Origin of the sequence: Corallococcus sp. AB045, assembly GCF_003668895.1 — a bacterium.
GTDB classification, from domain to species: Bacteria; Myxococcota; Myxococcia; order Myxococcales; family Myxococcaceae; genus Corallococcus; species Corallococcus coralloides.
Window position 1 is genome coordinate 24,221 of the sequence record NZ_RAWN01000057.1, and the last position, 26,540, is coordinate 50,760.

21 protein-coding genes, 1 tRNA gene and 1 pseudogene are annotated in these 26,540 nt (G+C 68.0%); 15 read left to right on the forward strand and 8 right to left on the reverse strand.

All coding sequences use genetic code 11. The features are described from left to right. Positions 1–114: 114 nt before the first annotated feature. Both D7Y21_RS16020 and D7Y21_RS16025 read left to right on the forward strand, forming a co-directional pair. Entirely contained in the window at positions 115–1,089 is a 975-nt protein-coding gene (locus D7Y21_RS16020; protein ID WP_121714173.1) for a HEAT repeat domain-containing protein, read from the forward strand. Continuing rightward, positions 1,086–1,862 (forward strand): TatD family hydrolase, encoded by a 777-nt coding sequence (locus D7Y21_RS16025; protein WP_120568052.1) that lies wholly within the window; start codon positions 1,086–1,088, stop codon positions 1,860–1,862. Before D7Y21_RS16020 ends, D7Y21_RS16025 begins: the two co-directional genes overlap by 4 nt. On the opposite strand, the gene D7Y21_RS16030 is transcribed toward D7Y21_RS16025, so the two are convergent. The 5 genes from D7Y21_RS16030 to D7Y21_RS16050 form a co-directional block, all read right to left on the reverse strand. Further along, positions 1,849–3,819: an HD domain-containing phosphohydrolase gene (locus D7Y21_RS16030; protein WP_121714175.1), complete on the reverse strand. Its 1,971-nt coding sequence runs from the start codon at positions 3,817–3,819 to the stop codon at positions 1,849–1,851. The two genes, D7Y21_RS16025 and D7Y21_RS16030, sit on opposite strands and share 14 nt — an antisense overlap. Before the next feature lie 5 nt (positions 3,820–3,824). Next, positions 3,825–5,351, reverse strand: a complete 1,527-nt coding sequence (locus D7Y21_RS16035) for an HD domain-containing protein (RefSeq protein WP_121714177.1) — start codon at positions 5,349–5,351, stop codon at positions 3,825–3,827. A gap of 56 nt (positions 5,352–5,407) precedes the next feature. Continuing rightward, positions 5,408–6,547 carry a class I SAM-dependent rRNA methyltransferase gene (locus D7Y21_RS16040; protein WP_120568086.1) on the reverse strand — a complete coding sequence of 380 codons (1,140 nt, stop codon included), beginning with the start codon at positions 6,545–6,547 and terminating at the stop codon, positions 5,408–5,410. 127 nt (positions 6,548–6,674) lie between these two features. Beyond that, on the reverse strand, positions 6,675–7,049 hold the full coding sequence (locus D7Y21_RS16045; protein ID WP_121714179.1) for a hypothetical protein: 375 nt from the start codon (positions 7,047–7,049) through the stop codon (positions 6,675–6,677). 48 nt (positions 7,050–7,097) lie between these two features. Beyond that, on the reverse strand, positions 7,098–8,693 hold the full coding sequence (locus D7Y21_RS16050; protein ID WP_120568048.1) for an NAD(P)/FAD-dependent oxidoreductase: 1,596 nt from the start codon (positions 8,691–8,693) through the stop codon (positions 7,098–7,100). 320 nt (positions 8,694–9,013) lie between these two features. Here D7Y21_RS16050 and D7Y21_RS16055 point away from each other — a divergent pair, with 320 nt between their 5' ends. Beyond that, positions 9,014–9,226 carry a hypothetical protein gene (locus tag D7Y21_RS16055; RefSeq protein ID WP_233592079.1) on the forward strand — a complete coding sequence of 71 codons (213 nt, stop codon included), beginning with the start codon at positions 9,014–9,016 and terminating at the stop codon, positions 9,224–9,226. Positions 9,227–9,412: 186 nt separating this feature from the next. After that, positions 9,413–9,820, forward strand: a complete 408-nt coding sequence (locus tag D7Y21_RS16060; protein WP_121714181.1) for a YciI family protein — start codon at positions 9,413–9,415, stop codon at positions 9,818–9,820. Between the two features lie 57 nt (positions 9,821–9,877). Here D7Y21_RS16060 and D7Y21_RS16065 read toward each other — a convergent pair whose 3' ends face one another. After that, a complete protein-coding gene (locus D7Y21_RS16065) occupies positions 9,878–10,522 on the reverse strand; it encodes a diacylglycerol kinase family protein (RefSeq protein ID WP_120568045.1) in 645 nt (214 codons plus the stop codon). A gap of 80 nt (positions 10,523–10,602) precedes the next feature. Between D7Y21_RS16065 and D7Y21_RS16070 the strand changes: the two genes are divergently transcribed. The 6 genes from D7Y21_RS16070 to D7Y21_RS16095 all read left to right on the forward strand — a co-directional run bounded on the left by D7Y21_RS16070 (position 10,603) and on the right by D7Y21_RS16095 (position 17,294). Further along, entirely contained in the window at positions 10,603–13,485 is a 2,883-nt protein-coding gene (locus D7Y21_RS16070) for an N-acetylmuramoyl-L-alanine amidase (protein ID WP_121714184.1), read from the forward strand. A 97-nt stretch (positions 13,486–13,582) separates the two neighbouring features. Further along, entirely contained in the window at positions 13,583–14,596 is a 1,014-nt protein-coding gene (gap, locus tag D7Y21_RS16075; protein WP_120577065.1) for a type I glyceraldehyde-3-phosphate dehydrogenase, read from the forward strand. A 56-nt stretch (positions 14,597–14,652) separates the two neighbouring features. Beyond that, positions 14,653–15,846 (forward strand): phosphoglycerate kinase, encoded by a 1,194-nt coding sequence (pgk, locus tag D7Y21_RS16080; RefSeq protein ID WP_121714186.1) that lies wholly within the window; start codon positions 14,653–14,655, stop codon positions 15,844–15,846. A gap of 36 nt (positions 15,847–15,882) precedes the next feature. Then, positions 15,883–16,644 carry a triose-phosphate isomerase gene (gene tpiA / locus D7Y21_RS16085; RefSeq protein WP_121714188.1) on the forward strand — a complete coding sequence of 254 codons (762 nt, stop codon included), beginning with the start codon at positions 15,883–15,885 and terminating at the stop codon, positions 16,642–16,644. Between the two features lie 84 nt (positions 16,645–16,728). After that, positions 16,729–17,127 carry a preprotein translocase subunit SecG gene (secG, locus tag D7Y21_RS16090; protein ID WP_120568040.1) on the forward strand — a complete coding sequence of 133 codons (399 nt, stop codon included), beginning with the start codon at positions 16,729–16,731 and terminating at the stop codon, positions 17,125–17,127. An 85-nt stretch (positions 17,128–17,212) separates the two neighbouring features. Next, positions 17,213–17,294, forward strand: a tRNA-Leu gene (locus tag D7Y21_RS16095). Positions 17,295–17,463: 169 nt separating this feature from the next. On the opposite strand, the gene D7Y21_RS16100 is transcribed toward D7Y21_RS16095, so the two are convergent. Then, the gene (locus tag D7Y21_RS16100) at positions 17,464–17,895 is read right to left on the reverse strand and encodes a tyrosine-type recombinase/integrase (RefSeq protein ID WP_147469297.1); all 432 of its coding nucleotides are present in this window, start codon (positions 17,893–17,895) and stop codon (positions 17,464–17,466) included. 186 nt (positions 17,896–18,081) lie between these two features. Continuing rightward, positions 18,082–18,282 carry an N-terminal phage integrase SAM-like domain-containing protein gene (locus D7Y21_RS43645; protein ID WP_121714193.1) on the reverse strand — a complete coding sequence of 67 codons (201 nt, stop codon included), beginning with the start codon at positions 18,280–18,282 and terminating at the stop codon, positions 18,082–18,084. Between the two features lie 89 nt (positions 18,283–18,371). Here D7Y21_RS43645 and D7Y21_RS43650 point away from each other — a divergent pair. The 5 genes and pseudogenes from D7Y21_RS43650 (at position 18,372) to D7Y21_RS16135 (ending at position 26,061) form a co-directional block, all read left to right on the forward strand. Continuing rightward, positions 18,372–18,581 (forward strand): annotated as a pseudogene (locus D7Y21_RS43650) (helix-turn-helix domain-containing protein). Beyond that, the gene (locus D7Y21_RS16120; RefSeq protein WP_121714195.1) at positions 18,581–21,001 is read left to right on the forward strand and encodes a class I SAM-dependent DNA methyltransferase; all 2,421 of its coding nucleotides are present in this window, start codon (positions 18,581–18,583) and stop codon (positions 20,999–21,001) included. The pseudogene D7Y21_RS43650 and the gene D7Y21_RS16120 overlap by 1 nt, the downstream one beginning before the upstream one ends. Further along, positions 20,992–22,251 carry a restriction endonuclease subunit S gene (locus tag D7Y21_RS16125; RefSeq protein ID WP_121714197.1) on the forward strand — a complete coding sequence of 420 codons (1,260 nt, stop codon included), beginning with the start codon at positions 20,992–20,994 and terminating at the stop codon, positions 22,249–22,251. Before D7Y21_RS16120 ends, D7Y21_RS16125 begins: the two co-directional genes overlap by 10 nt. Then, entirely contained in the window at positions 22,244–25,336 is a 3,093-nt protein-coding gene (locus tag D7Y21_RS16130; protein WP_121714199.1) for a type I restriction endonuclease subunit R, read from the forward strand. The genes D7Y21_RS16125 and D7Y21_RS16130 overlap by 8 nt, the downstream gene beginning before the upstream one ends. Beyond that, positions 25,336–26,061 carry a M48 family metallopeptidase gene (locus D7Y21_RS16135; RefSeq protein WP_199735425.1) on the forward strand — a complete coding sequence of 242 codons (726 nt, stop codon included), beginning with the start codon at positions 25,336–25,338 and terminating at the stop codon, positions 26,059–26,061. The genes D7Y21_RS16130 and D7Y21_RS16135 overlap by 1 nt, the downstream gene beginning before the upstream one ends. Positions 26,062–26,540: the final 479 nt, after the last annotated feature.

Sequence of the window (26,540 nt, forward strand, 5' to 3'; positions counted from 1 at the left end):
CGGGAGTGGTTTCAGATTCGGGTGGAGCGATAGGCCCCTGGCGTCGGACGGCGACGGGAACTCCAAGGACGCGCCAGGCATGGGAAGGCCCGGGCGCCAGAGAGGTGACGAGACGTGGCGGACTGGCGTGCCGAGCGGGACCGCGCCCTGTTGACCCTGGAGCGGGAGAAGCGGCCGGCGAGCCGGGCCGAGGCGGCGGAGTTGCTGTTCCAACTCGCGTCGGAGGAGCCCGCGCACGCGGCGGAGTTCACGGACGTGCTCGTGCGGCTGCTCGCGGATGCGCAGCCGGAGGTGCGCCGCTCCGGCGTGAGTCTGGCGTCCGTCATCCTGCCGCCGGAACAGCTCCCGGACATGCTCCTGCCAAGGCTGCGTGACGAGGACACCCGCGTGCGGCTGGAGGCCACCGGACGGCTCGCGGACCTCGCGCTGCCGCACGCGCGCGGAGCCCTGGCCGGAATGCTGGAGGACCCCACGCCGGAGGTCCGCTTCGAGGCCGCGCGAGGCATCGCCGCCCTCAAGCACCCCGCCGGCCTGGACGTGCTCGTGGCCGCGCTGGACGTGGACACGCTGCGCTTCCGGGCGCTGGGCGCGCTGGCGGAACTGGAGGACACGCGGGCGCTGCCGGCGGTGAAGCGCCTCTTCGGCAAGTGGCTGCTGCCCGCGTTCGACAAGACGCAGGCCGCGGGCGTGCTGCTGAAGCTGGGCGACCCGGAGGGCGCGGACTGGCTGATGCAGCGCACGCGCAAGAAGTGGAGCGCGGACCGGGCGCTCGCGGTGGAGCTGTGCGGTGAATTGAAGGTCCCGGGCGCGCTGGAGCGGCTGAAGGACATCCTCGCGGACGCGAAGGACCCGTGCCGGGGCGCCGCCGCGCGCGGGTTGGGCCGGCTGGGGGATGCGCAGGCGCTGCCCTGGTTGCTCGCCGTGCTGGAGGACCGGAGCACGCCGGAGGACGACCGGCTGGATGCGGCGGACGGCGTGTGGCGTCTGGGCGTGGCGGAGGGGCTGGAGCGCGTGCGCGCCGCCGTGCCCACCTTCGCCTCGGAAGATGCGCGGATGGAGCTGGAAGAGCTGTTTCAGGAGAAGCCATGAAACTGGTTGATGCGCACTGCCACCTGGAGCCGAAGGACTACGCGGACGTGGCGCCCGTGCTGGAGCGCGCGCGCGCCGCGGGGCTGGTGCACGCGGTGCTGGTGGGGCAGTTCCACGCCCCCGGGGACTGGGGCCACGCGCTGGAGGTCGCCGCCCGGCACCCGGAGTTCCTGTCGCCCACGCTGGGCATCCACCCGCACGCGGCCGCCCGCGCCACCGAAGCGGACTTCGAGATGCTGGAGCGCACCTGCGCCCGTCCGGAGCTGCGCGCCGTGGGCGAGGCCGGGTTGGACTACTACTACGACTACTCGCCGCGCGAGATTCAGGCCACCGTCTTCCGGCGGCAGTGCGCGCTCGCGAAGCGCCTGTCCAAGCCGCTGGTGGTGCACGTGCGCGACGCGCACGACGACTGCGAAGCGGCTCTGGCGGCCGAGGACGTCACCAGCGGCGTCATCCACTGCTTCACCGGCGACACGGCCGCGGCCCGCAAGTACCTGGACCGGGGCTTCTTCCTGTCGCTGTCCGGCGTCGTCACCTACAAGAAGACGGAGGCCCTCCAGGACGCGGTGCGCTTCGCGCCGCTGGAGCGCCTGATGGTGGAGACGGACAGCCCGTACCTCGCGCCGGTGCCCCACCGCGGCCGCAAGAACGAGCCCGCGCACGTGCTGGAGACAGCGAAGAAGGTCGCGGAGCTGAAGGGCGTGTCGCTGGAAGAGGTGGCCCGCGTCACCACGGCGAACGCGGCCCGCCTCTTCAACCTCACGCTGGCGTGAGCGCGTTGGCCAGGGCTTCCAGGTCCTGGTCCAACTGCGGCATGTCCAGCAGCAGCGCGTCCGGGTCGTAGACGAAGTCCGCCTGCTTCAGCTTCAGCAGGGCCTGCAGCGCGGGTTCGCCCGCGTGGCCGCCGAACGCCGCGTGCACCACGCGGCCGCGCTCCAGGTGCAGCGAGCCCTCCAGCGTGTGGCTCCGCAGCTGGAGCTTCCCGCTCTTCTTGCCGCCGCCCAGCGTGCGCAACAGCTCCTTCGGGGGCAGCTCGTCGAAGCTGCCGCGCACCACCCGGCCCGGGCCGTTGTGCTGCACGCGGTCCTGGAAGAGGGACAGCACCGTGCGGGCGACCTCCGCTTTGTCGCTCGGGGAGAGCACCGCCGTCGCGCCCGCCATGAGCAGCCGCTCGCGCGCCTGGGCATCCGGTTCGCCCACCACGGCGATGGGCAGACCCGCGCTCTCCGGCATGGAGCGCACGGCCTCCAGCAGGTCCATCACCTCCTGCTGGCCCAGGCGCAGGCTCACCACCAGCACGTCGCAGTCCTGCCGCGACAGGCCGTCCAGCGCGCCGTCCAGCGTGGAGAGCGCGTGCGCCACCAGCTCCTGCTTGAGCACCGCCTCCAGCAGCTCGCCGCGCGTGGCCTCGTCCGGCTCCGCGATGAGCACCTGGCGGCCCTCGCTGGCCAGCCGGTGCACCAGCAGCGCGCCGCTCTGCAGCTGCCCGACGATGTCCGCCACCACCGGATCGTAGAGCACGCCCGCGTTCTTCTTCAGGTGCTCCAGCGCCTGCTGCTTGGTGAAGACGCGGCCGAACGCATTGCCCGGGTTCTTGGTCAGCTCCAGGAAGCTGTCCACCGCCGCCAGGATGCGCGCGCCCAGGGTGATGTCCTCGCCCTTGGCGCCCTGGGGCGTGCCGGAGCCGTCCCAGGCCTCGTACAGCTGCGCGAGGATGGTGTTCACCTGCGCGGGCAGGTGCACCGTCTCGAAGAGCTTCGTGGGCGCGCGGCAGCACGCCTTCGCCTGGGCCTTCCACTCCGGATTGGCCGCGTTGCTCGCCAGCGAGAAGTGCCGCTCCGGGGGCTTGCCCAGGTCGTGCAGGTACGCGGCGATGGACAGCGCCGCCAGCTCCTTGTGGGGCATGCCCATGCGCTGGCCGACGATGCCCGCCTGCCGCGCCAGCTGCGCGGAGTGTCCGCGGTGCCGGGGCCGGTCCTGCTCCAGCAGCCCCACCATCAGGCTCAGCGTCTCCACGTAGTCCGTGTCGCTGATGAGCCCGCGCGGGCCGCCCGGTTCGCGCCGCTGCGTGGAGACACGCGCCACGTTGGTGCCGCTGCCGGCGCGCTGCAGCCGCATCCGCGCGTCCGTCTCCAGCCGCATGCTCAGGCTGGTGGCGTTGCTGCGTCCGCCGGAGCTCCCACTGCGCCCGGGCTCCGCGCCCACGTGCGTGTTGGAGGGCGTGTCCGGACGGCGCGGGCCATTGTTCGCGGAGGGGCCCTCCAGCAGCGTGGAGAACGCCGTGGGGTCGCCGTAGTAGTGCTTGCGGATGGCCGCGGAGATGGCGCTGCGCAGGCCGATGTACGCGTAGACCTCCGACATGCCGGTGACGAGGGCGATCTCGTCGAGCAGCGACTTGTTCTGCGGCTCGGCGGCCACCACCGAGAGCAGCTTGCGCTCCGGATCCACGGCCAGCGGGAGCACGTTCTGCGCTTCCGCCAGCCGCACCGGCAGCTTGTCCAACACCTTCGTGTCGATGCGGACCTTGGCCAGCTTGTCCGCGGTGACGAAGCGGGTCTGGAACTCGTTGGCCAGGAGCCGCAGCAGCGCGGCCTCCTGGAGCAGGCCCAGCTCCACCAGACAGTCCCCCAGCTTGTGGCCGGTGATCTTCTGGTGCTCCAGACCCTGCTCCACGGCCCCCGGAGTCACGAGGCCGGCCTCAATCAACCGCTCTCCCAGCCGCTTCGCCATGGACTTCAGCCCTCCGAGGAGCCACCACCCTCATCACCGGACTTCGGGGCCGGCGCCAGCGCGCTGAACGGCTTGAAGGTCAGCTCGCCGGGCAGGCTCTTGGGGTCGCGGGGCGGACGGTCCTCGCGCGGCGGACGGGCGGGGCGCTCCTCGCGGGGACCCCGGTCCTCACGCGGCGGACGCTCGGCGCGGGGCTCGCGCGGAGGCCGCGGCGGACGCTCCGGACGGGCCTCCTGGGACGCGGGGGCGGCAGCGCCCTCGCCAGCCTGGGACGGCGGGCCCTTGTCGGCGCGCGCCTTGCGCTTCTCCTCGCGGTGCTTGCGGCGGCCGCCCTCCACCGGAGCCCGGCCGCGGCCGGTGGGCACGAAGCCCTTCCAGAGCGAGCGGTCGTACGCGCGCAGGTGGTCCGTCCAGCGCTCGTTCGGATCGCGCTGCATGGCCTCCACCCACGAGGAGATGCGCGCGTCGAGCGAGCTGAGCGTGTCGACGATCTGCGCCTCCAGCGTCACCGGCACCTTCGCGCTGGGGGCGCCGGACGGCCCCGTCTGGGAGATCGCCAGGTGCGTCAGGTGCTGCTCCAGGAGCGGCGGGAAGCCCGGGATGCCCAGGGTCTTCTCGCGGATCTTCTGCGCGGCCAGCACCGCGTGGCCCACCAGCCGGCCCTCGTCGGAGGTGTCAAAGCCCTTGTCGGACGCCCCGTCGCCGCCCTTCATCACGTCGTGCAGGAACGCGCCGGCCAGCAGCAGGTCGCGGTCCGCCATGGGGTAGTGGTCCGACACACGCAGCGTCAGGCGCATCACCGACAGGACGTGCTCGGCCAGCCCGCCGCGCCACGCGTGGTGCACGCCCTTGGCCGCCGGAGCCACCGGCAGCGCCGAGGACACCTGCGCGTCGTCCAGGAACGCCAGCAGCAGCTGCTTCACGAACGGGTCGTTGACGCGCTCGGTGACGAGCTCGCGGATCTGCCCCACCGCGCGCGGACCACCGCCGCCCTCGTGGCGCTCGGCCTTGCCTTCAGCCTGCTTCGCTTCGCCCGACTTGGACTCGGCCTTCGCGTCGCCAGACTTCGCTTCGCCGGCCTTGGACTCGGCCTTCGCTTCGCCCGACTTCGCTTCGCCGGCCTTGGACTCGGCCTTCGCCTCGGCGGGCGGGGCGGGGGGCGGCTCGAACTCCTTGGGGTCGAGCGGCTCCGGATCCAGGCGCTCCATGGCCTCCACGACGACCTGGGTGCGGCCGTGGAAGACGATGACGCTGCCCTGCACGAGGACGAAGTCACCGCTCTGGAAGGCGGGCTCCAGCGCGTCCACCTTGTCGAAGACGCGCGCGTCCACCGTGCCGCTCTTGTCGGCCAGGGACAGCGACAGGAACACCTTGCCGCTGCGCGCGTTCACCTTCTCCTTCTTGGTGACGCGGAAGACGGTGTTGACCCGGTCCTTCTCGCGCAGGTCCGCCGCGTACACCTTGCGGACGGTCTCGACGGAAGCCTCCGGGGTGGAAGAGGTCGCGGCCTGGGACTCGTTTTCGGTTGTCATCGCGGCGCGGACACTAACACCGAGGAGGGCCCGTCGAGGGCGAAACAGCACGGGCTTCAGCTCACCTCGAGCGCCACCGCCTCCAGGTACTCGGCCCCTGGGGAGCCGACCGGCGCCGGGTGGTCCGGCGGCAGTCCCATCCGTACCAGCCGGAATGCGATGCGCGCCTCCTGCTCGCAGGCCGTGGCCACGCACTCCGTGAACGAGCCCAACGCCAGCGGTGGGTGATAACCGACCACGAGCAACCGTCCGCCATGGCGGGTGCGCCGCAGGGCCAGCCGTACCTGTTCGATGAAGTCCTCCTCGGACGCCACCCCCAGCGTGTCGAGCAGCACCAGGTCGAAGGTCTCCTTGAGGGCCCGGAGCACGGCCAGCGGCTCGCCCTGTTCCACCGTCACCCGGCCGAGCAGCCCGTTGGCCTCCGCGTTCTCCCGCGCCAGGTCCGCCGCGTCCGCGTTGCCGTCGAAGGCCAATATCTGCTTCGCCCCGTGTCGCCCCGCGTGGACGAAGAGGCCGCCCACGTTGCACGCCACGTCCAACACCCGGTCCCCGTTGCCGGTGCGCACCAGGAAGCGGCGCAGCTCGCGGTGGTCATACGCGTAGCCCGTGCCCCGGCCGTAGGTGAGGTCCACGGTGAAGCGCGCGCCCATCTCCAGCAGGCGGCACCAGCGCGGCGGCGTGCCGTACATCACGTGCGGGCGCTGCGCGGGCAGGCCCAGCGCCTTGCGCCGGAGCGTGTCGTTGCGCAGCAGCACGGAGGCAGCCCCCGTCACCTCTCCCAGCGTGCGGGTGATCTCCTCCTGCCGCGCGTCCATGGAGCGGGTGAGCGTCTGGACGACGAAGTGCTGATCATACCGGTCCACGATGAGGCCCGGCAGGCCGTCCCCGTCGTCGTTGACGATGCGGCAGAAGCGCGGGTCGTCCACCAGCCGGCCGCGCCGCTCGAAGGCGTGGCGCACGTGGCGCGGGATGAGCCCCTCCACGGATTCGTCCGGCAGGCCCAGGCGGCGCACCGCGTACGAGGCCTGGAGGTCCACGTCTCCCAGCCCCAGGACATGCCCGTCCTCGTCCTTGAGCTGCATGGGCGTGCCGGGCTGCGGCTCGCCCTCCATGGAGACGATGTCCTCGCGGCGCAGCCAGGGGGCGCCATGGCGAAGCTTGCGGGCGGCTTCTCGGGACAGGTAGGTGCTGAGCAAGGTGCGGTCCTCCTCCAGCGCGATGGAAGGCACCCCGCGGGGTGCCTTCCACCAAACATGGGCCGTGTGGGGCCTGCTGGCGGCGAGGGCCGTGCCGCTGCCTTGGAGGGCAGGGGAGGGAGCGTCGTCAGAGGACGGGCGGAGGCCGCTTGTATGCCTTGAAGGACACCCGGGTGAGCATTCCGCTGACCACCAGGGCCAGCGCGATGCCCATCATCCGGACATTCCAGTTCGTACCGGTGAAGAGCAGCACGAGCGCGAGCACGCCCGCCGCCACCGCGCCCACCACCGTGAGCGTCTGGGCGCGCTTGGACGTGTCCTGGCCGTGGGGCTTCTTCGCCCGGGCCAGGACGGGCAGCGAGGACGCCTTGCGCCACTTCTCCGCGCCGTCCTCGCGCACCTCGTCGTCTGGGTCCACCAGTCCCTGCACATAGGCGCGCTCGATGTCGCCCAGCGAGGGGAACATCAGCTCACCATCCGGAGTGCGCACGCGGTACGCCATGGGTCTTCCTCCCTCCCGGCCTACCCTGCCCGGAAGGGGGCGGGGACCTCAAGCCAGCTCGGTGGCAATCTGCTCAGCGGCGCGCAGTCCATCAATGGCGGAGGACACGATACCGCCCGCGTAGCCGCAGCCCTCGCCGACCGGGTACAGGCCGCGCATGGACACGGACTGGAGGTCGTCACCCCGGGTGATGCGCACCGGCGAGGACGTCCGGCTCTCGATGCCGATGAGCTTCCCTTCGTCGCTGATGAAGCCCCGCATCTTCCGGTCGAACGTGCGCAGCGCCGCCTTGAGCGACTGTGTCAGCCGCTCCGGGAAGAGCTTGTTCAGGTCCGTGTGCGCCAGGCCCGGGCGGTAGCTGGTGTCGCCGGGGTCCTTCTTCACGCGGCCGGCCAGGTAGTCCGGAATCGTCTGCGCGGGCGCGAAGAAGCGGCCTCCGCCCAGCTTGTAGGCCTCACCCTCCCAGTGCCGCTGGAACTCCAGGCCCGCGAGCGGCCCGTGGAAACCCTCGCGCGCGAAGTCCGCGACGGACACGGACACGACGATGCCCGCGTTGGCGTACTTCGCGTTGCGCCGCGAGTTGCTCATGCCGTTGGTGCACTGCAGCCCCTCTTCGGTGGGCGTGGGCACGACGATGCCGCCGGGGCACATGCAGAACGAGTAGACGCCGCGCACCTCGCCGTCCACGTCCAGGTTCTCCGCCAGCTTGTAGTCCGCGGGCGGCAGCTTGGAGTGCTTCGCCGCGGAGCCGTACTGGATGCCGTTGATCAACGACTGCGGGTGCTCCGCGCGGAAGCCCAGCGCGAAGGGCTTGGCCTCCACGCTCACCCGGCCGTCGGCGGCGAAGCGCTCATACAGCTCGCGAGCGGAGTTGCCCGGCGCCAGGATGACGCGGTCGCTCTCCAGCGTGCGCCCGTCCGCCATCTTCACGCCCGCGATGCGGCCGTCGCGGTAGAGCAGGTCGTCCACGCGCTGCTCGAAGTGCACCTGGCAGCCACCCGCGATGAGTTCGTCGCGCAGCTTCGCCACCGCGCCGGGCAGCAGGTCGGAGCCGATGTGCGGCTTGCCCTCGATGAGGATGTGATCCGGCGCGCCGTACTTCGCGAAGGCTTCAATCACCTTGCGCACCATGGGGTGGTTGATGCGCGTGGACAGCTTGCCGTCCGTGTACGCGCCCGCGCCGCCCTCGCCGAAGTTCATGTTGCTCTCGCGGTCGAGCGACCCGTCGCGCATGAGCTTCGCCACGTCCTTGCGGCGCGTCACCACTTCCTTGCCGCGCTCCAGCAGGATGCTGCGCACGCCGCGCTCCAGCAGGCCCAGCGCGCAGAACAACCCCGCGGGTCCGGTGCCGATGATGAGCGGCAGCTTCTCCGGCTCCTTCACGCGCGGCGGCAGCTCTGGCAGGGGCGGGGCCTCGCTCACGTCGGGGGGCAGCCGCGGCGCCTTGCGGCCCGGGGCCAGCTCCACCTCCAGCGTGTAGATGTAACGCGGGCTGCCCTTCTTGCGCGCATCCAGCACCGAGCGCACCACTCGCACGGAGGCGAGGTCGCTCCGGGTGACCCCCAGCTTCTCCGCGGCGCGCTGGCCGAGCAGCTCCTCCGGCTCGTCCAGCCACAGCCCGATGTTGTTCACCCGGTACGCCATTGTGTTCTGACTCCTCGGTGGGGGCGCGTATGTGCTCCACCCCCCGGAGGGAATGCAAGCACTTGAAAAGACAAGATGGCCCGTGGGGTGGGTGCGTACCCGCCGATGCACCCGGGAACGCCGTTCCAGGCTGAGCGGACGTCCGGGTGCGTAACCCCCTTCGCACACTCCACGTTCCGTGCCGTCCAGTTCCGGGCTTCAACCCCTGAGGACTGCTGGAGAATCCGTTCGGAAGAGAACGGCTGGCACGGAGGTTGAAGACCGGACTCGCACGTAGTTGCGGCGCCGAACATGTGACGCCGATTCCGGAGGCAATTCCCGTGAGCACCGACCAGAAGGGCACCCGCATCCTCGCGCGCACGTTCTTCAACCAGCTGCGCGCAAGCGGTTACACGCCGCACCAGGTCATCGGCATCGCCACGGAGCTCCTGGAGCTCGTGACAACCGACCTGAAGGAAGGCGACAAGGCGGTCGCCGCCGCCCAGTCGACGCCAGCCCCCGACTCCGGGGCAGGCTTTCATCAGCGCGCGTAGCCCCTTAGACTCCCCTGCATCAACCCTCCGCGGGTGAGCGGGCTCCGGACTGGTTCCGGGCGCCCCACCCGCGAGGTGGCGGGAGCAAACCCGAGCAGGATTCGTAGAACGCTGTCGATCTCCGACATGCCCGTTCGTCGCCACTGTGAGTCGCCATAGAGGCCGGCTCAAACCAGGAGGCAGACGATGCGGGTGATGGTGTTCATGATCGCCAATGAGGACAGCGAAAAGGCCGTGCCCCCCACGCCCGAGGCGTTCGAGGCGATGGAACGGTACACCGAGGAGCTGGTCACGGCCGGTGTCATGGTGGCCGGCGCCGGCCTCAAGCCCTCCTCCGAAGCCAAGCGCATCGCCTGCGAGGGTCCCGGCCGCACGGTCATTGACGGGCCGTTCACCGAGGCCCGCGAGCTGATCGCCGGCTTCTCCATCTGGAAGGTCAAGGACATGGACGAGGCCGTGGCCTGGGCGAAGCGCTGCCCCAATCCCATGTCGGGCCGGAACACCATCGAGATCCGGCCGTTCTTCGAGGCGGAGGACATGGCCGAGGCCCTGTCGACCGATGCCCAGACGCGCGAGAAGCTCGGCGTCGCCTGAGACCGTCGGCCGCCGGTCTTTCAGGGCCGCGCGACGCGCCGTGTCGTCCTCAGGGATTCAGGGCTGGGGATGGCGCCTGCGCTCGCGGGCCGCCGCGGCGGCGATGACGAGCAGCGCGGCGGTGAGCGCGGTGAAGACGAGGCTCGCGGACGTGGGCGCCGTCAGCGCGAGCAGCCCCAGGGCCAGCAGGAACGCGAGCACGTCCACGGCGGCGGGCCTGGGTTGGGGCAGCACGAGCACCGTGGCGCAGCCGGCCAGCGGCAGACCCAGCGCGACCTGCCGGAAGATGGCGTCGGTGCTGGTGCGCACCGTCTCCCAGTAGTTGATCAGGATGGCGGCGAAAATCACGACCGTGCCGCCCGCGAGCACGAGCACGCCCGCGGCCGCCGCGTCCTTGGTGAGCCGGGCCTTCTCATCGAACTGCTGCACGGCCAGGTCCACCAGCTGCTCCAGCGCGCTGTTCAAAATCTCCGCGAAGAAGATGAGCAGCACGCAGAAGATGAGCGTGACCTTCTCCGCGAGCCCCAGCGGGATGCCGCTGCCGACCAGCCCCACCAGCACGCCGGAGATGAGGTGGATGCGCATGTTGCGCTGCCAGGCCACCGTGTGGATGAGCCCTGCCCACGCATGTCCGAACGAGGCGAACAGGCCGTTGCTGCGGCGGGAGGGAAACTGGGGACGAGGGGATACAGGAACGGTCATCGGAAGGTGAAGGGGTGGGCAGGCTAGCACCCACGGGTCCGATTGAAGCGGGGGAGTGAAGGGGTAAGGTCGGTCGCGTGATGCGAACGTTCCTTTCGTCCTGGTCGCGCTCGCTGGCGCTGACCCTGCTGTGCACCTCCGTCCTCGCTCATGCGCAGGGCAGTCCCGAAGCTTTTGAAGGCGACGACCTGGGGGTGGAGCCGCCGGGTGTTCAATACCTGCCAGCTCCGGCGCCCCGGGCGCACGAACAGCGCCGCCTGTCGCCGGACGCGCCCGCCGTGGTGCGGCGTGAGACGCGAGCCGCGAAGTCCAACGTGAAGGCCGCGGGCGTGCCGCAGACGCGCCGGGGAGAGGGCGCGCTGTCCGGCAAGGTCATCTACCTGAGCCCGGGCCACGGCTTCTATCGCGACAACGGCCTGAAGCGCTGGGCGACGCAGCGGCCCAACACCTGGGGCGTGGTGGAGGACTTCATCTCCGTGGAGGTGGTGTCGCAGGAGCTGCAGCCGATGCTGATGGCGGCGGGCGCCACGGTGGTGTCCGTGCGTGAGACGGACCTGAACCCGCTCATCGCCACCGTGGACAACGGCGGCACGGGCTACGTGGAGGGCGGGGACGCCGCGCGCTTCCACGCCTCCACGCAGAAGGGCTGGGCGCCTCCGCCCGTGCCCATGGGCAACGGGGTGGAGCCCTTCACGCTGGGCACCACGCGCACGCTGGACACGGCGGCCACCTCCACCGCGAAGGTGACGTGGACGCCGGATGTGCCGGCGGACGCGGCCTACAACGTCTACGTCTCCTATGGATCCGACCCCACGCGCGCGACGGACGCGCACTACGTGGTGAAGCACGCGGGTGGGGAGAGCCACTTCCGAGTGAACCAGCAGCGCCACGGCGGGACGTGGGTGCTGCTGGGGCGCTTCTACTTCAAGGCGGGCCAGCACCCGGAGTCCGGCGCTGTGGTGCTGGAGAACGACTCGGCGCAGGGCACGGGCGCGACGCTGTCCGTGGACGCGGTGCGACTGGGCGGTGGGCGCGGCCTGATGGGCGACGCGGCGCAGGGGCCGCTCTTGCGTCCGCGCTTCGAGGAGAGCGGGCGCTACCACGTGCAGTACAGCGGGGCGCCGTTCAGCGTGTACGCGCCGTCGGGGGCCAACGCGCTGTCCAACGAGCGCAACGCGGACGTGACGTCCCGGCCGCGCTTCGCCGCGTGGCTACATGAGGAGGGCGAGGACGCCGTCTACGTCGCGTGGCACACCAACGCGGGCACGTCCGGCACGATTCGGGGGACGGAGGCCTACGTCTACGGACCGAACCCGGTGGACGGCACGCTCAACTTCACCGGCGTGAAGGACAGCGACGTGATGGCGCGCGCGCTGCTTTCGCAGCTTGAAACGGACCTGAAGCGCGAGGTGGATCCGAACTGGCGGGTGCGCAGCCTGCGCTCGGCGAACCTGGGCGAGGTGAACCCCACGCACAACCCGGAGATGCCCAGCGTGCTCCTGGAGATGGCGTACCACGACAACACGACGGACGCGGCGAACCTCAAGGAGGCCCGCGTCCGCCACGTGGCCGCGCGTGCCATCACCCAGGGACTCATCAAGTACTTCGCGACCCGCGACGGTCAGGCGGTGCACCTGCCGCCGGAGACGCCTGGAGCGGTGGTGGCGCGCAACGCGACGCCCGGCGCGGTGGAGGTGAAGTGGTCGGAGCCCCCGCAGGTCGCGTCGGAGGAGGGCCGCGACGCGCCCACGGGCTACCGGCTCTACCAGAGCGCGGACGGCTTCGGCTGGGACGAGGGCACGGAGGTCCAGAACACGTCGGCCACCGTCACGCTGTCGGCCGGCACGCTGCGCTACTTCCGAGTGGCAGCGGTGAACGCGGGCGGCGAGTCCTTCCCGTCCTCCACGGTGGGCGTGCGGGTGGGAGGCACGGCGCCGGTGCTGATGGTCAACGCGTACGAGCGCCTGGACAGGACGGTGGCGTGCGGCGAGGAGCTGGAGACGCCGTACGACCTGGAGGCGCCGCTGCGCGTCTACCTGGAGGCGATGAACGACGGCAGCTACCTGCGCCAGCACGGCGCGGCGTTCGCGCAGTCGGCGGTGGCCTTCGACAGCGCGACGGGCAACGCGGTGGCGGCGGGGCTGGTGTCGCCCACGGGCTACCGGCTGGTGGACTGGTCCACCGGGCGCGGAGGCGTGGGGGGCGCGGGCCTGACGCGGGCGGAGCAGGACGCCCTGCGCGCGTTCGTCACCGGGGGCGGGCACCTGATGCTGTCGGGCGGACGCACGGTGTCCACGCTCGCGGCCGGGAGCGCGGACGACAAGCTGTTCCTCACGGACATCCTCCGGGCGTCCATCGCGGCGGGGGCGCCGGCGGCCCGGGTGGAGGGCTCGGCGGGCGGGCTCCTCGCGGACCTGTCGGCCACGCCGCTGGCGGATGGGACGCTCGGCGCCTACCCGGTGGGGGTGACGGACGTGCTGGCGCCCACGGGCGGCGGCGCGGACGTGCTGCGCTACACCGGCACGTCGCTGGGCGCGGGCGTGCTCTCCGCGGGCACGGCCCCCGCGGGCCAGGTGCTGGTGCTGGGCTTCCCGTTCGAGGGCCTTGCGTCCAATCGTGAGCGTTCGCGGCTGGTGGGCGCGTTCCTGGTGCGCTCGGGAATCGTCGCCCAGGCGCCGGCCCTGCCCGACGCGGACGTGACGCCCGCGGTCAGCCCCCGGCCGCTGTCGTCCTGCGTGGCGGTGCGGGAGGTGGATCCGCATCCGCCCGTGCAGCCGCCACCGCCGCCTCCGCCGCCGGAGCCCACGGTCGTTCCAACGCTCCCCAACGACTATTCCCCCAAGGCGGACAGCGGCTGCGGCTGCGGGGCCGGAGCGGGAACGGCCTCCGGGCTCTGGCTGTTGGTCGGGGTGATTGTTCAGCTCCGGCGTGCACGCGCGAAAGCGGCCCACGCGAAGCGTTGACTCGGCGGGGGCGCCTGCCTACGGTCGCCCGCCTTCTTTACGAGATTCATGACGGTGGGCCGCGAAGGCCCACTCCTTCAAGGAGACGGAAAACACCATGGCCATCAAGCTCGCCATCAACGGCTTCGGTCGTATCGGTCGCTGCATCCTGCGCGCCGCGCTCAGCCGCAAGGAAGACCTCGAGATCGTCGCCATCAACGACCTCGACAAGCCGTCGGCGCTGGCCCACCTGTTCAAGTACGACTCCGTGCACCGCACGTGGCCGGGCGAGGTGAGTCACACGGACAAGGGCATCGTGGTGAACGGCAAGGAGATCGCCGTCACCGCGGAGAAGGACCCCTCCGCGCTGCCCTGGAAGAACATGAACGTGGACGTGGTGATGGAGTGCACCGGCCGCTTCACGGCCCGTGACGCCGCCGCCAAGCACCTGGCCGCGGGCGCCAAGAAGGTCATCATCTCCGCGCCGGCCAAGGGCCCGGACCTGACCATCGCGTACGGCATCAACCAGAACGAGTACGACCCCGCGAAGCACCACATCGTGTCCAACGCCTCGTGCACCACCAACTGCCTGGCGCCCATCGCCAAGGTGCTGGTGGACAACTTCGGCATCGAGAAGGGCCTGATGACGACGGTGCACAGCTACACCAACGACCAGCGCATCCTGGACCTCACCCACGAGGACATGCGCCGCGCCCGCGCCGCCGCGCTCTCCATGATCCCCACCAGCACCGGCGCCGCGAAGGCCATCGGTGAGGTGATTCCGTCGCTCAAGGGCAAGATGCACGGCATCTCCGTCCGCGTCCCCACCCCGAACGTGTCCCTGGTGGACCTGACGGTGAACACCACCAAGAAGGTCACGGCCGAAGAGGTCATCGCCGCGATGAAGGCCGCCGCCAACGGCGCGCTCAAGGGCGTGCTGGAGTTCAGCGACGCGCAGACGGTGTCGGTGGACTACAACGGCAACCCGCACTCGGCCATCTTCGACGCGACCAACTGCTTCGTGATGGGCGACAACATGGTCAAGGTCATGGCCTGGTACGACAACGAGTGGGGCTTCTCCAACCGCATGGTCGACACGGCGAAGTTCCTCGTGTCCAAGGGCGTGGCGTAAAGCCTCCCCGCACCGGCACCCCAGGCTGACCGAGACAGGCACAAGGGACACCCAAGATGATCCGCTACATCGATGACCTGCAGTTGACCGGCAAGCGCGTCTTCATCCGCGTGGACTTCAACGTCCCGCTGGAGGGGCGCCGCGTCACTGACGACACCCGCATCCGTGAAGCGCTCCCCACCATCCGGCGAGCGCTGGAGATGGGCGGCAAGGTCATCCTGGCGTCCCACCTCGGCCGGCCCAAGGGCGCGGACCCCAAGCTGTCCACGGTGCTCGTCGCGGAGAAGCTGGCGGAGCTGCTGGGCGGCAAGCACGAGGTCATCCACGCGGACGACTGCGTGGGTGACAACGTGAAGAAGCAGGTGAATGACCTGAAGGCGGGGCAGGTGCTCCTGCTGGAGAACCTGCGCTTCCACAAGGAGGAGGAGGCGAACGACGAGGCCTTCTCGCGCGAGCTGGCGGCGCTGGCGGACGTCTACGTCAACGACGCGTTCGGCACGGCGCACCGCGCGCACGCGTCCACGGCCGGCATGGTGCCCTTCGTGAAGGAGAAGGCCGCCGGCTTCCTGATGCGCAAGGAGATCGAGTACCTGGGCGACAAGGTGCTGCGCAATCCGCAGAAGCCCTTCGTGGCCATCCTGGGCGGCTCCAAGGTGAGCGACAAGATCAAGGTCATCGAGAGCCTGCTGCCCAAGGTGGACGCGCTGCTCGTGGGCGGCGCCATGGCGTACACCTTCCTGAAGGCGCAGGGCATCGAAGTAGGCAAGAGCCGGGTGGAGGAGGGCGACAAGCTGGCGCTGGCGGCGAAGCTGCTGGACACGGCCAAGCGCCTGAAGACGCCGCTGGTGCTGCCCATCGACCACATCGTGTGCGCGGACATCGACGGCAAGGGCCCGGTGAAGGAGACGCCGGATCAGGTGGTGCCGGCGGACATGATCGGCCTGGACATCGGTCCCAAGACGCGCGCGATGTACACGCAGCGCATCCGCGACGCGAAGACGGTGATCTGGAACGGGCCCATGGGCCGCTTCGAGGTCGACAAGTTCGCGGAGGGCACGCGCTCGGTGGCCGCGGCGATGTCCATCAACAAGGACGCCGTCACGGTGATTGGCGGCGGCGACAGCGCGGCGGCGGTGGAGCAGATGGGCTACGCGGACAAGATGAGCCACGTGTCCACGGGTGGTGGCGCGTCGCTGGAGTTCCTGGAGGGCCAGCCGCTGCCTGGCATCAAGGCGCTGGAGATGAAGTAGGGCACCCACGCGGTACGCACCGGGGGAGACACCTCGATGGCTCGTCGGAAGATCGTCGCTGGCAACTGGAAGATGAACAAGACGGTGCCGGAAGCGCTCGCGCTGGTGCGGGAGCTTCGCGGCGCGGTGGCGGCAATGGGCGACAAGGTGGAGGTGGCCATCGCGCCCCCGTTCGTCGCGTTGCAGCCCCTGCACGTCGCGCTGGAGGGGGCACCCCTGCAGCTGGCGGCGCAGAACTGTCACTGGGAGTCCTCGGGCGCCTTCACGGGCGAAATCAGCGCGCCGATGCTGGCGGAGCTGGGGTGTGCCTACGTCATCGTGGGGCACTCGGAGCGCCGGCAGTTCTTCGGTGAGACGGACGCCACGGTGAACCAGCGGGCGAAGGCGGTGAAGGCCGCCGGGATGACGCCCATCGTCTGTGTGGGCGAGACGCTGGCCGAGCGCGAGTCGAACCAGACGCTCACGGTGGTGGAGCGCCAGGTGCGGGGTGCGCTGGAGGGCTTCTCCGGGGCGGACGTGGCGACGTTCGTGCTGGCGTACGAGCCGGTCTGGGCGATTGGGACGGGCCGGACGGCGACGACGGCGCAGGCGCAGGAGGTCCACGCGGCCATCCGGGGCCTGCTGACCCGGATGTACGACGAGGGGACGGCCGAGCGGGTGCGCATCCAGTACGGCGGCAGCGTGAAGCCGGACAACGCGGCGGAATTGCTGGGTCAGCCGGACGTGGACGGGGCGCTCGTGGGGGGAGCGAGCCTCAAGGCGGCGGACTTCGTGGCCATCGTGAAGGCGGCTGGCTGAAGCCGGTATCCCCGTTAGAAGTTGTCACCCGTTGACCACTTTGTGTAGGTTGCGCCCTCTTTTCACGGAGCGTTGGGAACACCCATGCTGACCTTCTTCACGATCGTGCACGTCCTGCTCTGCGTGTTCATGATCTTCGTCATCTTGTTGCAGCCGGGGAAGGACGCCGGCATGGGTTCCGCCCTCGGTGGCGGCGCCGCGACGAGCGCCTTCGGTGGGCGCGGCGCGGTGACCTTCTTGAGCAAGCTGACGGGCGTCTGCGCCGGCTTGTTCTTCCTGACCTCGCTGGGCCTGTCGTTCGTGGGCCTGCGCGGTTCGGTGGCTGCGGGTTCGGTGGCGACGCCGCCGGCGAAGACGGCCCCGGCGACTCCGGGCGCCACGACGCCGCCGCCTGCGGCGCCGGGAGCGGTGGAGCAGGAGCGGTCCGCGACGCCGCCGGCGGAGGGCCAGCAGGCTCCCGCGCCGACGACGCCCGCGCCGTAGTCGTCAGGAAGCATCGGATTCACGCGACCGTTGAATTGGTTGTTGCGTGAATCCACGGGGTCCGGTACATGGACCCCGCCGAAACGCCCAGGTGGTGGAACTGGTAGACACACCATCTTGAGGGGGTGGCGCCGAAAGGTGTGCGGGTTCGAATCCCGCCCTGGGCACTCCGAACAAGAGCCTCCGAGTCGAAAGACTCGGGGGCTTTTGTCGTTTCTGGGGCAGGCTTCCTGGCTGTGTGCCCCTGGGGCGCACGTTGAAGGCCCGTACCGCGTCCGCCTTCAAGTCCGAGCTGCGGTGGGCATAGCGCAGTCATCTCGATGGTCGCGTGCCACATCAGTTCCTGGACGGCCTTGACAGGCACTCCGCGCATAGCGAGGTGGCTGGCGAAGGTGTTGTGGCCCAGCGTTTGACACCCGATGGGTCGGATGCCCGCGTGGCATTGCGGAGGATGGCCTCCGCGCAGGTGTGCTGTGGGTGGTGGATGAAGCCCCCGTCCCGCTGGGGGAACACCCACGGCGAGTCGATGCGCCGCGGATACTCCCGGAGGACCTTCGGCGCCCACTCGTTGAGCGGCACCTCGCGCTCGTGCCCGCCCTCCGGCGAGCAGAGATGGCTCAGGTAGACGTTGCGCTTAACCAGCAGTCGTCTGGAGGCTAGGTCCACGCGGTCCCACGAGAGCGCGGCCAGCTCTCCGATGCGCAGGCCGGTGTTGAGAGCGAGGGAGAGCATCGTCTTCCACTGGCCGGGCTCCGCGAGTGCCTCCAAACTGCTCGGCCTCCTCGAACTGGAGGAAGTCGGTTTCGGGCTTGGGCGTCTTGAGCCACTCCACCTTGGGCACCGCGTTGAGTCGCCGAACTCCTGGGCGAGGGCCAGGTGCTTGCGCAGGGTCGTCAGCAGGTTGTTGACGCTCTTCTTGGGGAGCCCCGCCTTCACCTTCTGCGCCTTGAACGCCTAGATTCGCGCGGTGTCGATCTGGTCCAGCTTCAGGTGGCCGAAGGCGGGGATCAAGTGCTTGCGCAGGATGTCCACCTTGCTCTTCGCAGTGGAAACCTTGTTGTTCGTGCGTGCTCGAGGAACTGTTCCTGGCACTACTCCAGGGTCGTGGGCCGAGCAGCGTGCGGCGTGGGCGGGCGTTGTCCACGCAGGTAGCACGGTCCTCTCTAGTCGGGTCTTGTTGGCAGATTTCGGCCCAGATAGCCTGCTCGCCTAGCCAAGGTCCATCCACAGCCGGAGCTGCGTCGATGACAAGCGAGCCGTGGGTCTCCGTCGAGGACGTCGCGAAGCACCTGGGCGTGGCGAAGGACTCCGTCTACCGCTAGATCGAAACACGCAGCCAGCCAGCTCACGAGATCGGCCGCCTCTGGAAGTTCAAGCTGTCCGAGGTCGACGAGTGGGCCCGCGCGGGTGGCGCCGGACACGAAGGGCTTGAGCAAGACAAGGAACGTCGCTGATGGCTATCAAGAAGTCTGACCTCTACTCCTCGATCTGGGCGTCGTGCGACGAGCTCCGTGGCGGCATGGATGCTAGCCAGTACAAGGACTACGTCCTGTTCATGCTGTTCATCAAGTACATCACGGACAAGTACGGGAACAGCACCGATTTCGCCCCGCCCGTGACCATCCCGATGGGCGCGAGCTTCAAGGACATGATCGCCCTCAAGGGCAACAGCGACATCGGCAACAAGATCAACACCCAGATCATCCAGCCGCTCATCGACGCAAACGCCCGTCTGGCCCGCAGCGACTTCCCCGACTTCAACGACCCGAACAAGCTCGGCGAAGGCCCGGCGATGGTCGCTCGCCTGACCAACCTGATCGGCATCTTCCAGAAGCCCGAGCTCGACTTCTCGCAGAACCGCGCCGACCACGACGACCTGCTCGGCGACGCCTACGAATACCTCATGCGCCACTTCGCAACCGAGAGTGGCAAGAGCAAGGGCCAGTTCTACACGCCGTCCGAGGTCAGCCGCGTCATCGCCAAGGTGATCGGCATCTCGAAGGCGAACACCAAGGCCTCGACGACCGCCTACGATCCGACCTGCGGTTCGGGCTCGCTGCTCCTGAAGGTCGCGGCCGAGGCAGGCAAGCACATCACGCTGGAGGGGCAGGAGAAGGACGTCACCACGGCGGGCTTGGCCCGCATGAACATGATCCTTCACGATTTCCCGACCGCGAACATCCTCTCGGGGAACACGCTGGCCGCACCGAAGTTCAAGGACGACAAGCAACTCCGGACCTACGACTACGTCGTCGCCAATCCGCCGTTCTCCGACAAGACGTGGACCACTGGACTCACACCATCGAACGACCCCTTCCAGCGCTTCTTGTGGGGAGAGCCGCCCGCCAAGCAGGGCGACTACGCCTACCTGCTCCACATCGTCCGCTCGATGAAGAGCGCGGGCAAGGCGGCCTGCATCTTGCCCCACGGCGTCTTGTTCCGCGGCAACGCCGAGGCTGTCATTCGCGAGAAGCTCGTTCGCTCGGGCTACCTGAAGGGCATCATCGGTCTGCCCGCCAACCTATTCTACGGAACGGGCATCCCCGCATGCATCATCGTGCTCGACAAGGAGAACGCTGCGGGCCGCAAGGGCATTTTCATGATCGACGCCGCCAAGGGCTTCACCAAGGACGGCCCGAAGAACCGCCTTCGCGAGCAAGACATTCACCGCATCGTCGATACCTTCGTGAAGCAGGTCGATGTGCCTCGCTATGCACGCATGGTGCCGATCGACGAGATCGCCGACGCGAAGAACGACTTCAACTTGAACCTGCCGCGCTACATCGACAGCAGTGAGCCCGAAGATCTGCACAACATCGACGCCCACCTGCGCGGCGGCATCCCCGAACGAGATCTCGACTCACTCGAGGCGTACTGGAAGGTGCTGCCCAGCGTGCGCGGCCTGCTGTTTGAGTCCGCCGGGCGCCCGGGCTACGCGCGATTGAAAGTACCGCTTGCCGGCGTGAAGGCCTCGATTTTTGGCCACGCCGAGTTCGCCGCGTTCCAGCACCGGGCGACGAAGACCTTTGCCGACTGGAGCAAGACGGCGAGGTCGAAGCTCGTCGAGTTCGACAAGGGCTGGCACCCGAAGGCGCTGATCGAGAACGTCGCCGAGGAGTTGCTCACCACGTTTCGTTCGGTGCCGTTGCTCGACGCCTACGACGTCTACCAGCACCTGATGAGCTACTGGGGCGAGGCGATGCAGGACGACTGTTATTTGCTTGCTGCCGACGGCTGGGTAGCGGTTCCTGGGCGGATCGTCGAGACCGACAAGAAGGGCAAGAAGAAAGACAAGGGCTGGGCGTGCGACGTCGTGCCCAAGGTCCTCATCGTGGCTCGCTACTTCGCGAAGGAGCAGGCTGCTCTCGACGCCAAGCAGGCCGAACTCGAGGCCACTGAGTCGGCGATCTCCGCTCTAGAGGAAGAGCACGGCGGCGAGGAGGGCTTCCTCGGTGCTTTCGACAAGATTGCGAAGGCGGAGATCAACGCGCGGCTCAAGGAGATCAAGGGAGACAAGGACGCTAAGGAGGAGCGCGGGGTGCTCGAACAGTGGCTCCAGCTCACGGAGAGCGCGGCGTCGCTCAGGCGCGCGGTGAAGGAGCAGGACGCCGCCCTCGACGCGCTGGCGCTCGGCAAGTACCCCAAGCTCACTCAGGCGGACATCAAGACGTTGGTCATCGACGACAAGTGGATGGCCCGGTTGTCGGCTGCTGTGCAGGGCGAGCTTGATCGCGTCTCGCAGTCGCTCGCTGCCCGCGTGCGCGAGCTGGCCGAACGCTATGCCACGCCACTGCCGAAGCTCGCCGACGACGTGGCGGACCTCACGAAGCGCGTTGAGGCCCATCTCAAGAACATGGGGGCGTCGTGGGATTGAAGCCTGGATACAAGCAAACCGAAGCGGGGCTCCTTCCGAAGGATTGGGACGCAACGCGACTCGGTGCCTTCGTGAAGATCACCAGTGGAGCCAGTCCGTCACTGTTTCGCTTCTCCGGAAGCGGCATCCCCTACTTCAAAGTCGAGCAACTGAGTAATTCAGAGAAGTACCTCAGCGCCACCGATACCCCGTACCAGTTCGAGCGCGGAGACACAGTTCCGGCAAACAGCGTTGTCTTCGCCAAGAGGGGAGCAGCCATTGCGCTGAACAAAGTTCGGATCCTCAAAGAGGAATCGTTCATGGACACGAACCTGATGGCGTTGACGCCGCAGGGCGGCCTTGACTGCGAGTACCTCTACTACGCACTTGCCCACATCGGACTGTGGCGGTTCGCAGATACGACGTCAGTTCCTCAGATCAACAACAAGCACGTCAAGCCGCTGCCGTTCCCGTTGCCGTGTCCTGACGAACAGAAGTCAATTGCAAGGACATTGGCAGACGTCGACGCCCTGATCGAGGGGCTCGACCGGCTCATTGGCAAAAAACGCGACATCAAGCAGGCCGCGATGCAGCAGTTCTTGACCGGCCAGACCCGGCTGCCGGGCTTCAGCGGCGAGTGGAAGTTTGTGCGACTTGGCGACCACGTCACATTCCTGCGAAACGGAGTGAATTCGCGCGCCGAGTTGCTGCCCGAAGGCAGTGTTCGCTACCTGCACTACGGGGATATTCACGCCTCTGGCGCCACCCATCTAGCGGCACGTGACCTTCCCTTCCTTCCATCCGACAAGGCTTCGCGACTCGACCGACTGCGAGATGGCGACCTCATTTTTGCCGATGCGTCCGAGGATCTTGAAGGCGTAAGCAAGTCAGTTGAACTGAGAGACATCGGCGACTCGGTTGAAGTTGTTTCTGGCCTGCACACGATCGCTGCCAGATTTGACAAGGCGATTTTGGCGGATGGCTTCAAGGGGCTCCTTCAGTGCATCCCTATGTTCGCGGCCCACCTTCGTCGTCTCGCTGCCGGAACGAAGGTGTACGCCACGAATCGTGCGCACGTCGCGAGCGCAGAAATTCCTCTGCCTTCGACCAACGAGCAGCGTGCGGTCGCGAAGGTCCTTTCGGACATGGATGCCGAACTCGCCGCGCTGGAAGCACGACGGGACAAGACCTGGAAGCTGAAGCAAGCAATGATGCAGGAGCTGCTGACCGGCAAGACGCGGCTCGTCCCCACAGGAGGCGCCCGTGTCTAAGAATCCCCGCTCCGAGCGCAAGACCCAGGACCGGGTCGTCGCTTTGTTCACCGACGACAAGCGCGAGGGCAACCTCGGCTACTACTTTCTCGGCAACCTCTCGAAGGAAGAGAGGAACCGCTGCGTGCGGCCCGAGCTGGAACTCAACCTCGAGCGGCGCGGCTATTCGGGGGCACACATCACGCGCGCCCTCGAAGAGCTGCACAAGGCGATCGACTCGACGGGCACCACGCTCTACGCGGCCAACCTCCGCACGTATCAGTTCCTGCGCTACGGCGTGCAGGTCAAGGTAAGCGAAGCGCGGCCGTACGAGACCGTGCACCTCATCGACTGGGAGCATCCCGAGGAGAACGACTTCTTCTTGGCGGAGGAGGTCACACTCAAGGGCGGGCACGAGCGGCGCCCCGACCTGGTCCTGTACATCAACGGCCTCGCCATCGCGGTGATCGAGCTGAAGCGCAGCTCGGTGGAGATCGCCGACGGGGTGCGGCAGCTCATCACCAACCAGGAAGAGATCTTCAACAAGGCCTTCTTCAGCACGGTGCAGCTCGTGCTCGCGGGCAGCGACTCGCAGGGCCTGCGCTACGGCACGACCGGGACCCCGGAGCAGTTCTTTGTCGAGTGGAAGGACGAAGCGCCAAAGGCCACGCCGCCCGCCGAAGGCGCACTGCTCGACCGGCCGCTCGCGCAGCTGTGTAACAAGACTCGGCTGCTCGACCTCCTGCGTAACTTCATCATCTTCGACGGCGGCCAGAAGAAGGTGCCGAGGCAGCACCAATACTTCGGCGTGAAGGCGGCGCAGGAGCGCATCGGCAAGCGCGAGGGCGGCGTCATCTGGCACACCCAAGGCAGCGGTAAGAGCATCTTGATGGTGCTCATCGCCAAGTGGCTGCTGGAGCACGACCCCGAGGCGCGCATCCTCGTCATCACCGACCGCGACGAGCTCGACAAGCAGATCGAAGGGGTGATGAAGAACGCGGGCGTCATCGCCCCGGAGTCCGTTTCGCCGCGCATCGCCTCGCGCGCGGAGTTCGTCGAGAAGCTCGGGGCCGCGACGCCGCGCCTCCTGTGCGCGCTCATCCACAAGTTCGACGTCTCCGACCTGAAGGGCGAGCCGCCGCCCGTGAAGGGACGCTTCTACGTCTTCGTCGACGAGTGCCACCGCACGCAGGGCGGCGACATGAACAAGCAGATGAAGCGCTGGCTCGAGAGCGCCATCTTCATCGGTTTCACGGGCACGCCGCTGCTCCGCAAAGACAAGGTGATGACGCGCGACGTGTTCGGCACGTACATCCACACGTACAAGTTCCACCAGGCCGTCGCCGACAAGGTGGTGCTCGACCTGAAGTACGAGGCGCGCGACGTGCCGCAGCGGCTCACGTCGCGGGCGGCCATCGACAAGTGGTTCGAGCAGAAGACCAAGGGCCTCAACAACTTCCAGAGGGCGGTGCTTCGCAAGCGCTGGGCAACGATGGAAGAGCTGATGAGCGCGGGCGAACGCAAGCAGCGCATCATCGCCAACATCATCGAGGACTTCAGCCTCAAGCCGCGCCTGAACAGTGAGCGCGGTACGGCGATCCTCGTCGCGCCGTCGATCTACGACGCCTGCCACTACTTCCGGCTCTTCCAGAACACGAGCTTCGGCACGTACTGCGGCATCATCACGTCATACGAGCCGAACCACAACGCCATCTCTCGCGAGCCAGCGAACAGCGACGAGCGCTACAAGTTCGACACCTACACGCAGCACGTCCTCAAGAAGGGGCAGACGACGAAGCAGTACGAAGACGAAGTGAAGCGGCGCTTCATCGAGGAGCCCGCGAACATGAAGTTGCTCATCGTCGTCAGCAAGCTGCTCACGGGCTTCGACGCGCCAAGCTGCACGTACATCTACCTCGACAACGAGCTGCGCGATCACAACCTGTTCCAGGCCATCTGCCGCACCAACCGCCTCGACGGAGAAGACAAGGACTACGGCCACATCGTCGACTTCAAGGAACTCTTCGGCGACGTGCAGCAGGCCATCGCGGTCTACAGCTCCGACGAGCTGGACATCGACGATGGTGGCGACGCAGAGAACAACGTCCACCTCAAGAACTGGCTCGAAGAGGGGAAAAAGAAGCTCGACGAGGCAAGTGAGGCGCTGCGCTACCTGTGCGAGCCGGTCGCGCATCCCCGCGAGGTGGAGCAGTTCCTTCACTACTTCTGCGGCGACGCCGTGAACCCGAACGCGCTGAATGAGACCGAGCCGCTGCGCATCTCGTTCTACAAGGCGGTGGCCGTCTTCGTGCGCGCCTTCGCGGCCGTCGCGCAGGACCTCGCAGAGGCTGGCTACTCCGACGCGGAAGCGGCCACCTTGCAGAAGGAGGTCGAGTTCTACGGAGACCTCCGCGCCGCCATCAAGAAGCACTCCGGCGAGGAGCTCGACATCAAGCCCTACGAGGCGGACATGCGCCACCTCATCAACACGTACATCCAAGCCGATCCTGCCGCCGACCTCGGTGAGCTGGGTGAGATGTCGCTGACCGAGCTGATCATTGAGACTGGCATCCACGACGCCATCGCCAAGAAGCTGAACGAGAAGGGCAAGCTCTCGAAGAACGCGATCGCCGAGGGCATCATCAACAACGTCCGCAAGACGATCATCCGCGACCAGCTCACAGATCCCAGGTTCTACGAGCAGATGTCGAAGCTACTCGATGACCTCATCAAGCAGAGCCGCGCCGACGCGGCGGCATACGAGGACTTCCTTCGCAAGGCAGAGGCGCTCGTGAAGCGGCTCGCGGCGAGGCAGCCCGAGGCGGGCATCCCTGCTGCGCTGCACGGCAAGCACGAGGCCGCGGTGTTGTTCAACAACCTGGGGAGCATCGCGGCGACGAACTTCAAGTGCCCGACGAACGACGATGAGAAGGCGGCGCTTGCCTTGCAGATTGATGTCGTCGTGCGCGAGCGCGCCCCGGCCGGATGGAAAGGCGATCAGGCGCGCGAGGCGCAGGTCTTGAACGCGCTGTTTCCGTTCCTTGACCGAGACAGGACGGCGACCCAGGCCCTCTTCGAGATCATCAAGAACCAGCCGGGGTACTGATGATGCTGATGGCCGAGACGTTCCAAATTGGCGAGATCGCCATCGAGATGACCCGGAAGGACGTCAAGCACGTTCACCTCTCGGTGCATCCGCCGACGGGCCGAGTCAGTCTGGTCGCGCCGAGGGCCACTCGTGTCGAGGTCGCGCACGCCTACGCGATTTCGAAGCTGGGGTGGATCAGGGAGCAGCGAGCAAGGCTGCAGGCCCAGGCGCGAGAGACGCCGCGACGCTTCGTCGAACGCGAGAGTCACTACGTCTGGGGGCGGCGTTATCTGCTGACGCTCGTCGAGGCCGACGAGAAGCCCGGCGTTCGTCTCGGTCACCGCAGGATCACGCTTCGCGTGCGGCCGGGCACAAGCGCGGCGAAGCGCGCGGACATCATCCACGACTGGCACAAGACCTTGCTCCACGAGCTGGTGCCGCCCCTCATCGCGAAGTGGGAGGCGAAGCTCGGGGTCAGCGTCACCGGCTACTACCTCCAGCGCATGAAGACGAAGTGGGGAGGTTGCAACCACCGGGTGGGCAATATTCGGCTCAACACCGAGCTAGTGAAGAAGCCCAAGGATCTCGTGGAGTACGTGGTCGTCCACGAGTTGCTGCATCTGATCGAACCGACCCATAGCGAGCGCTTCATCGGTCTCCTAGACAAGCACTACCCCCCGTGGAGAGAGGCACGCGCGGAACTCAACGCATTGCCGCTCGCTGCGGAGAAGTGGCGCGAGTAGCTGGTGATGGGTGACCGGCGGGGAGGCGCCTGCTCGGGAGAGCGCCCCGTCATCGGCACCCGCGACTGCAAGGACGTGGTGCACACGTTTGCCTCAGCCAATGTCATTGCCGGCGAGGTGACGAGCCGATTGTATGGCGGCCGCACCCAGAAATGCCGCAGGGATGGGCTGTCGAAGACGAAGCGGATGCAGGTTGTCTTTGCCCACCACCTGCTCGACGTCGCACGGGCCTACCCGGCCAACGAGTACCCCCGAAGTCGTCCTGAACATCAACAACGTGTACCGCACCGAATTGTTGAGACACCAGATTGGTTGTAATCAGGCCGCCTGCTTCGACTGCATCAGCGCTCGTCGGGCCTGACTCGGCGAGCGGAAATGGTGGCGCTCCAGCAGCCAGTGCTCGTTGTACCGGTGGGCCCACTCCAGCAGCGCCTGTCGGAGTGCCTCCACGGTGGAGAAGGTGCGTACCCAGAGCAGTT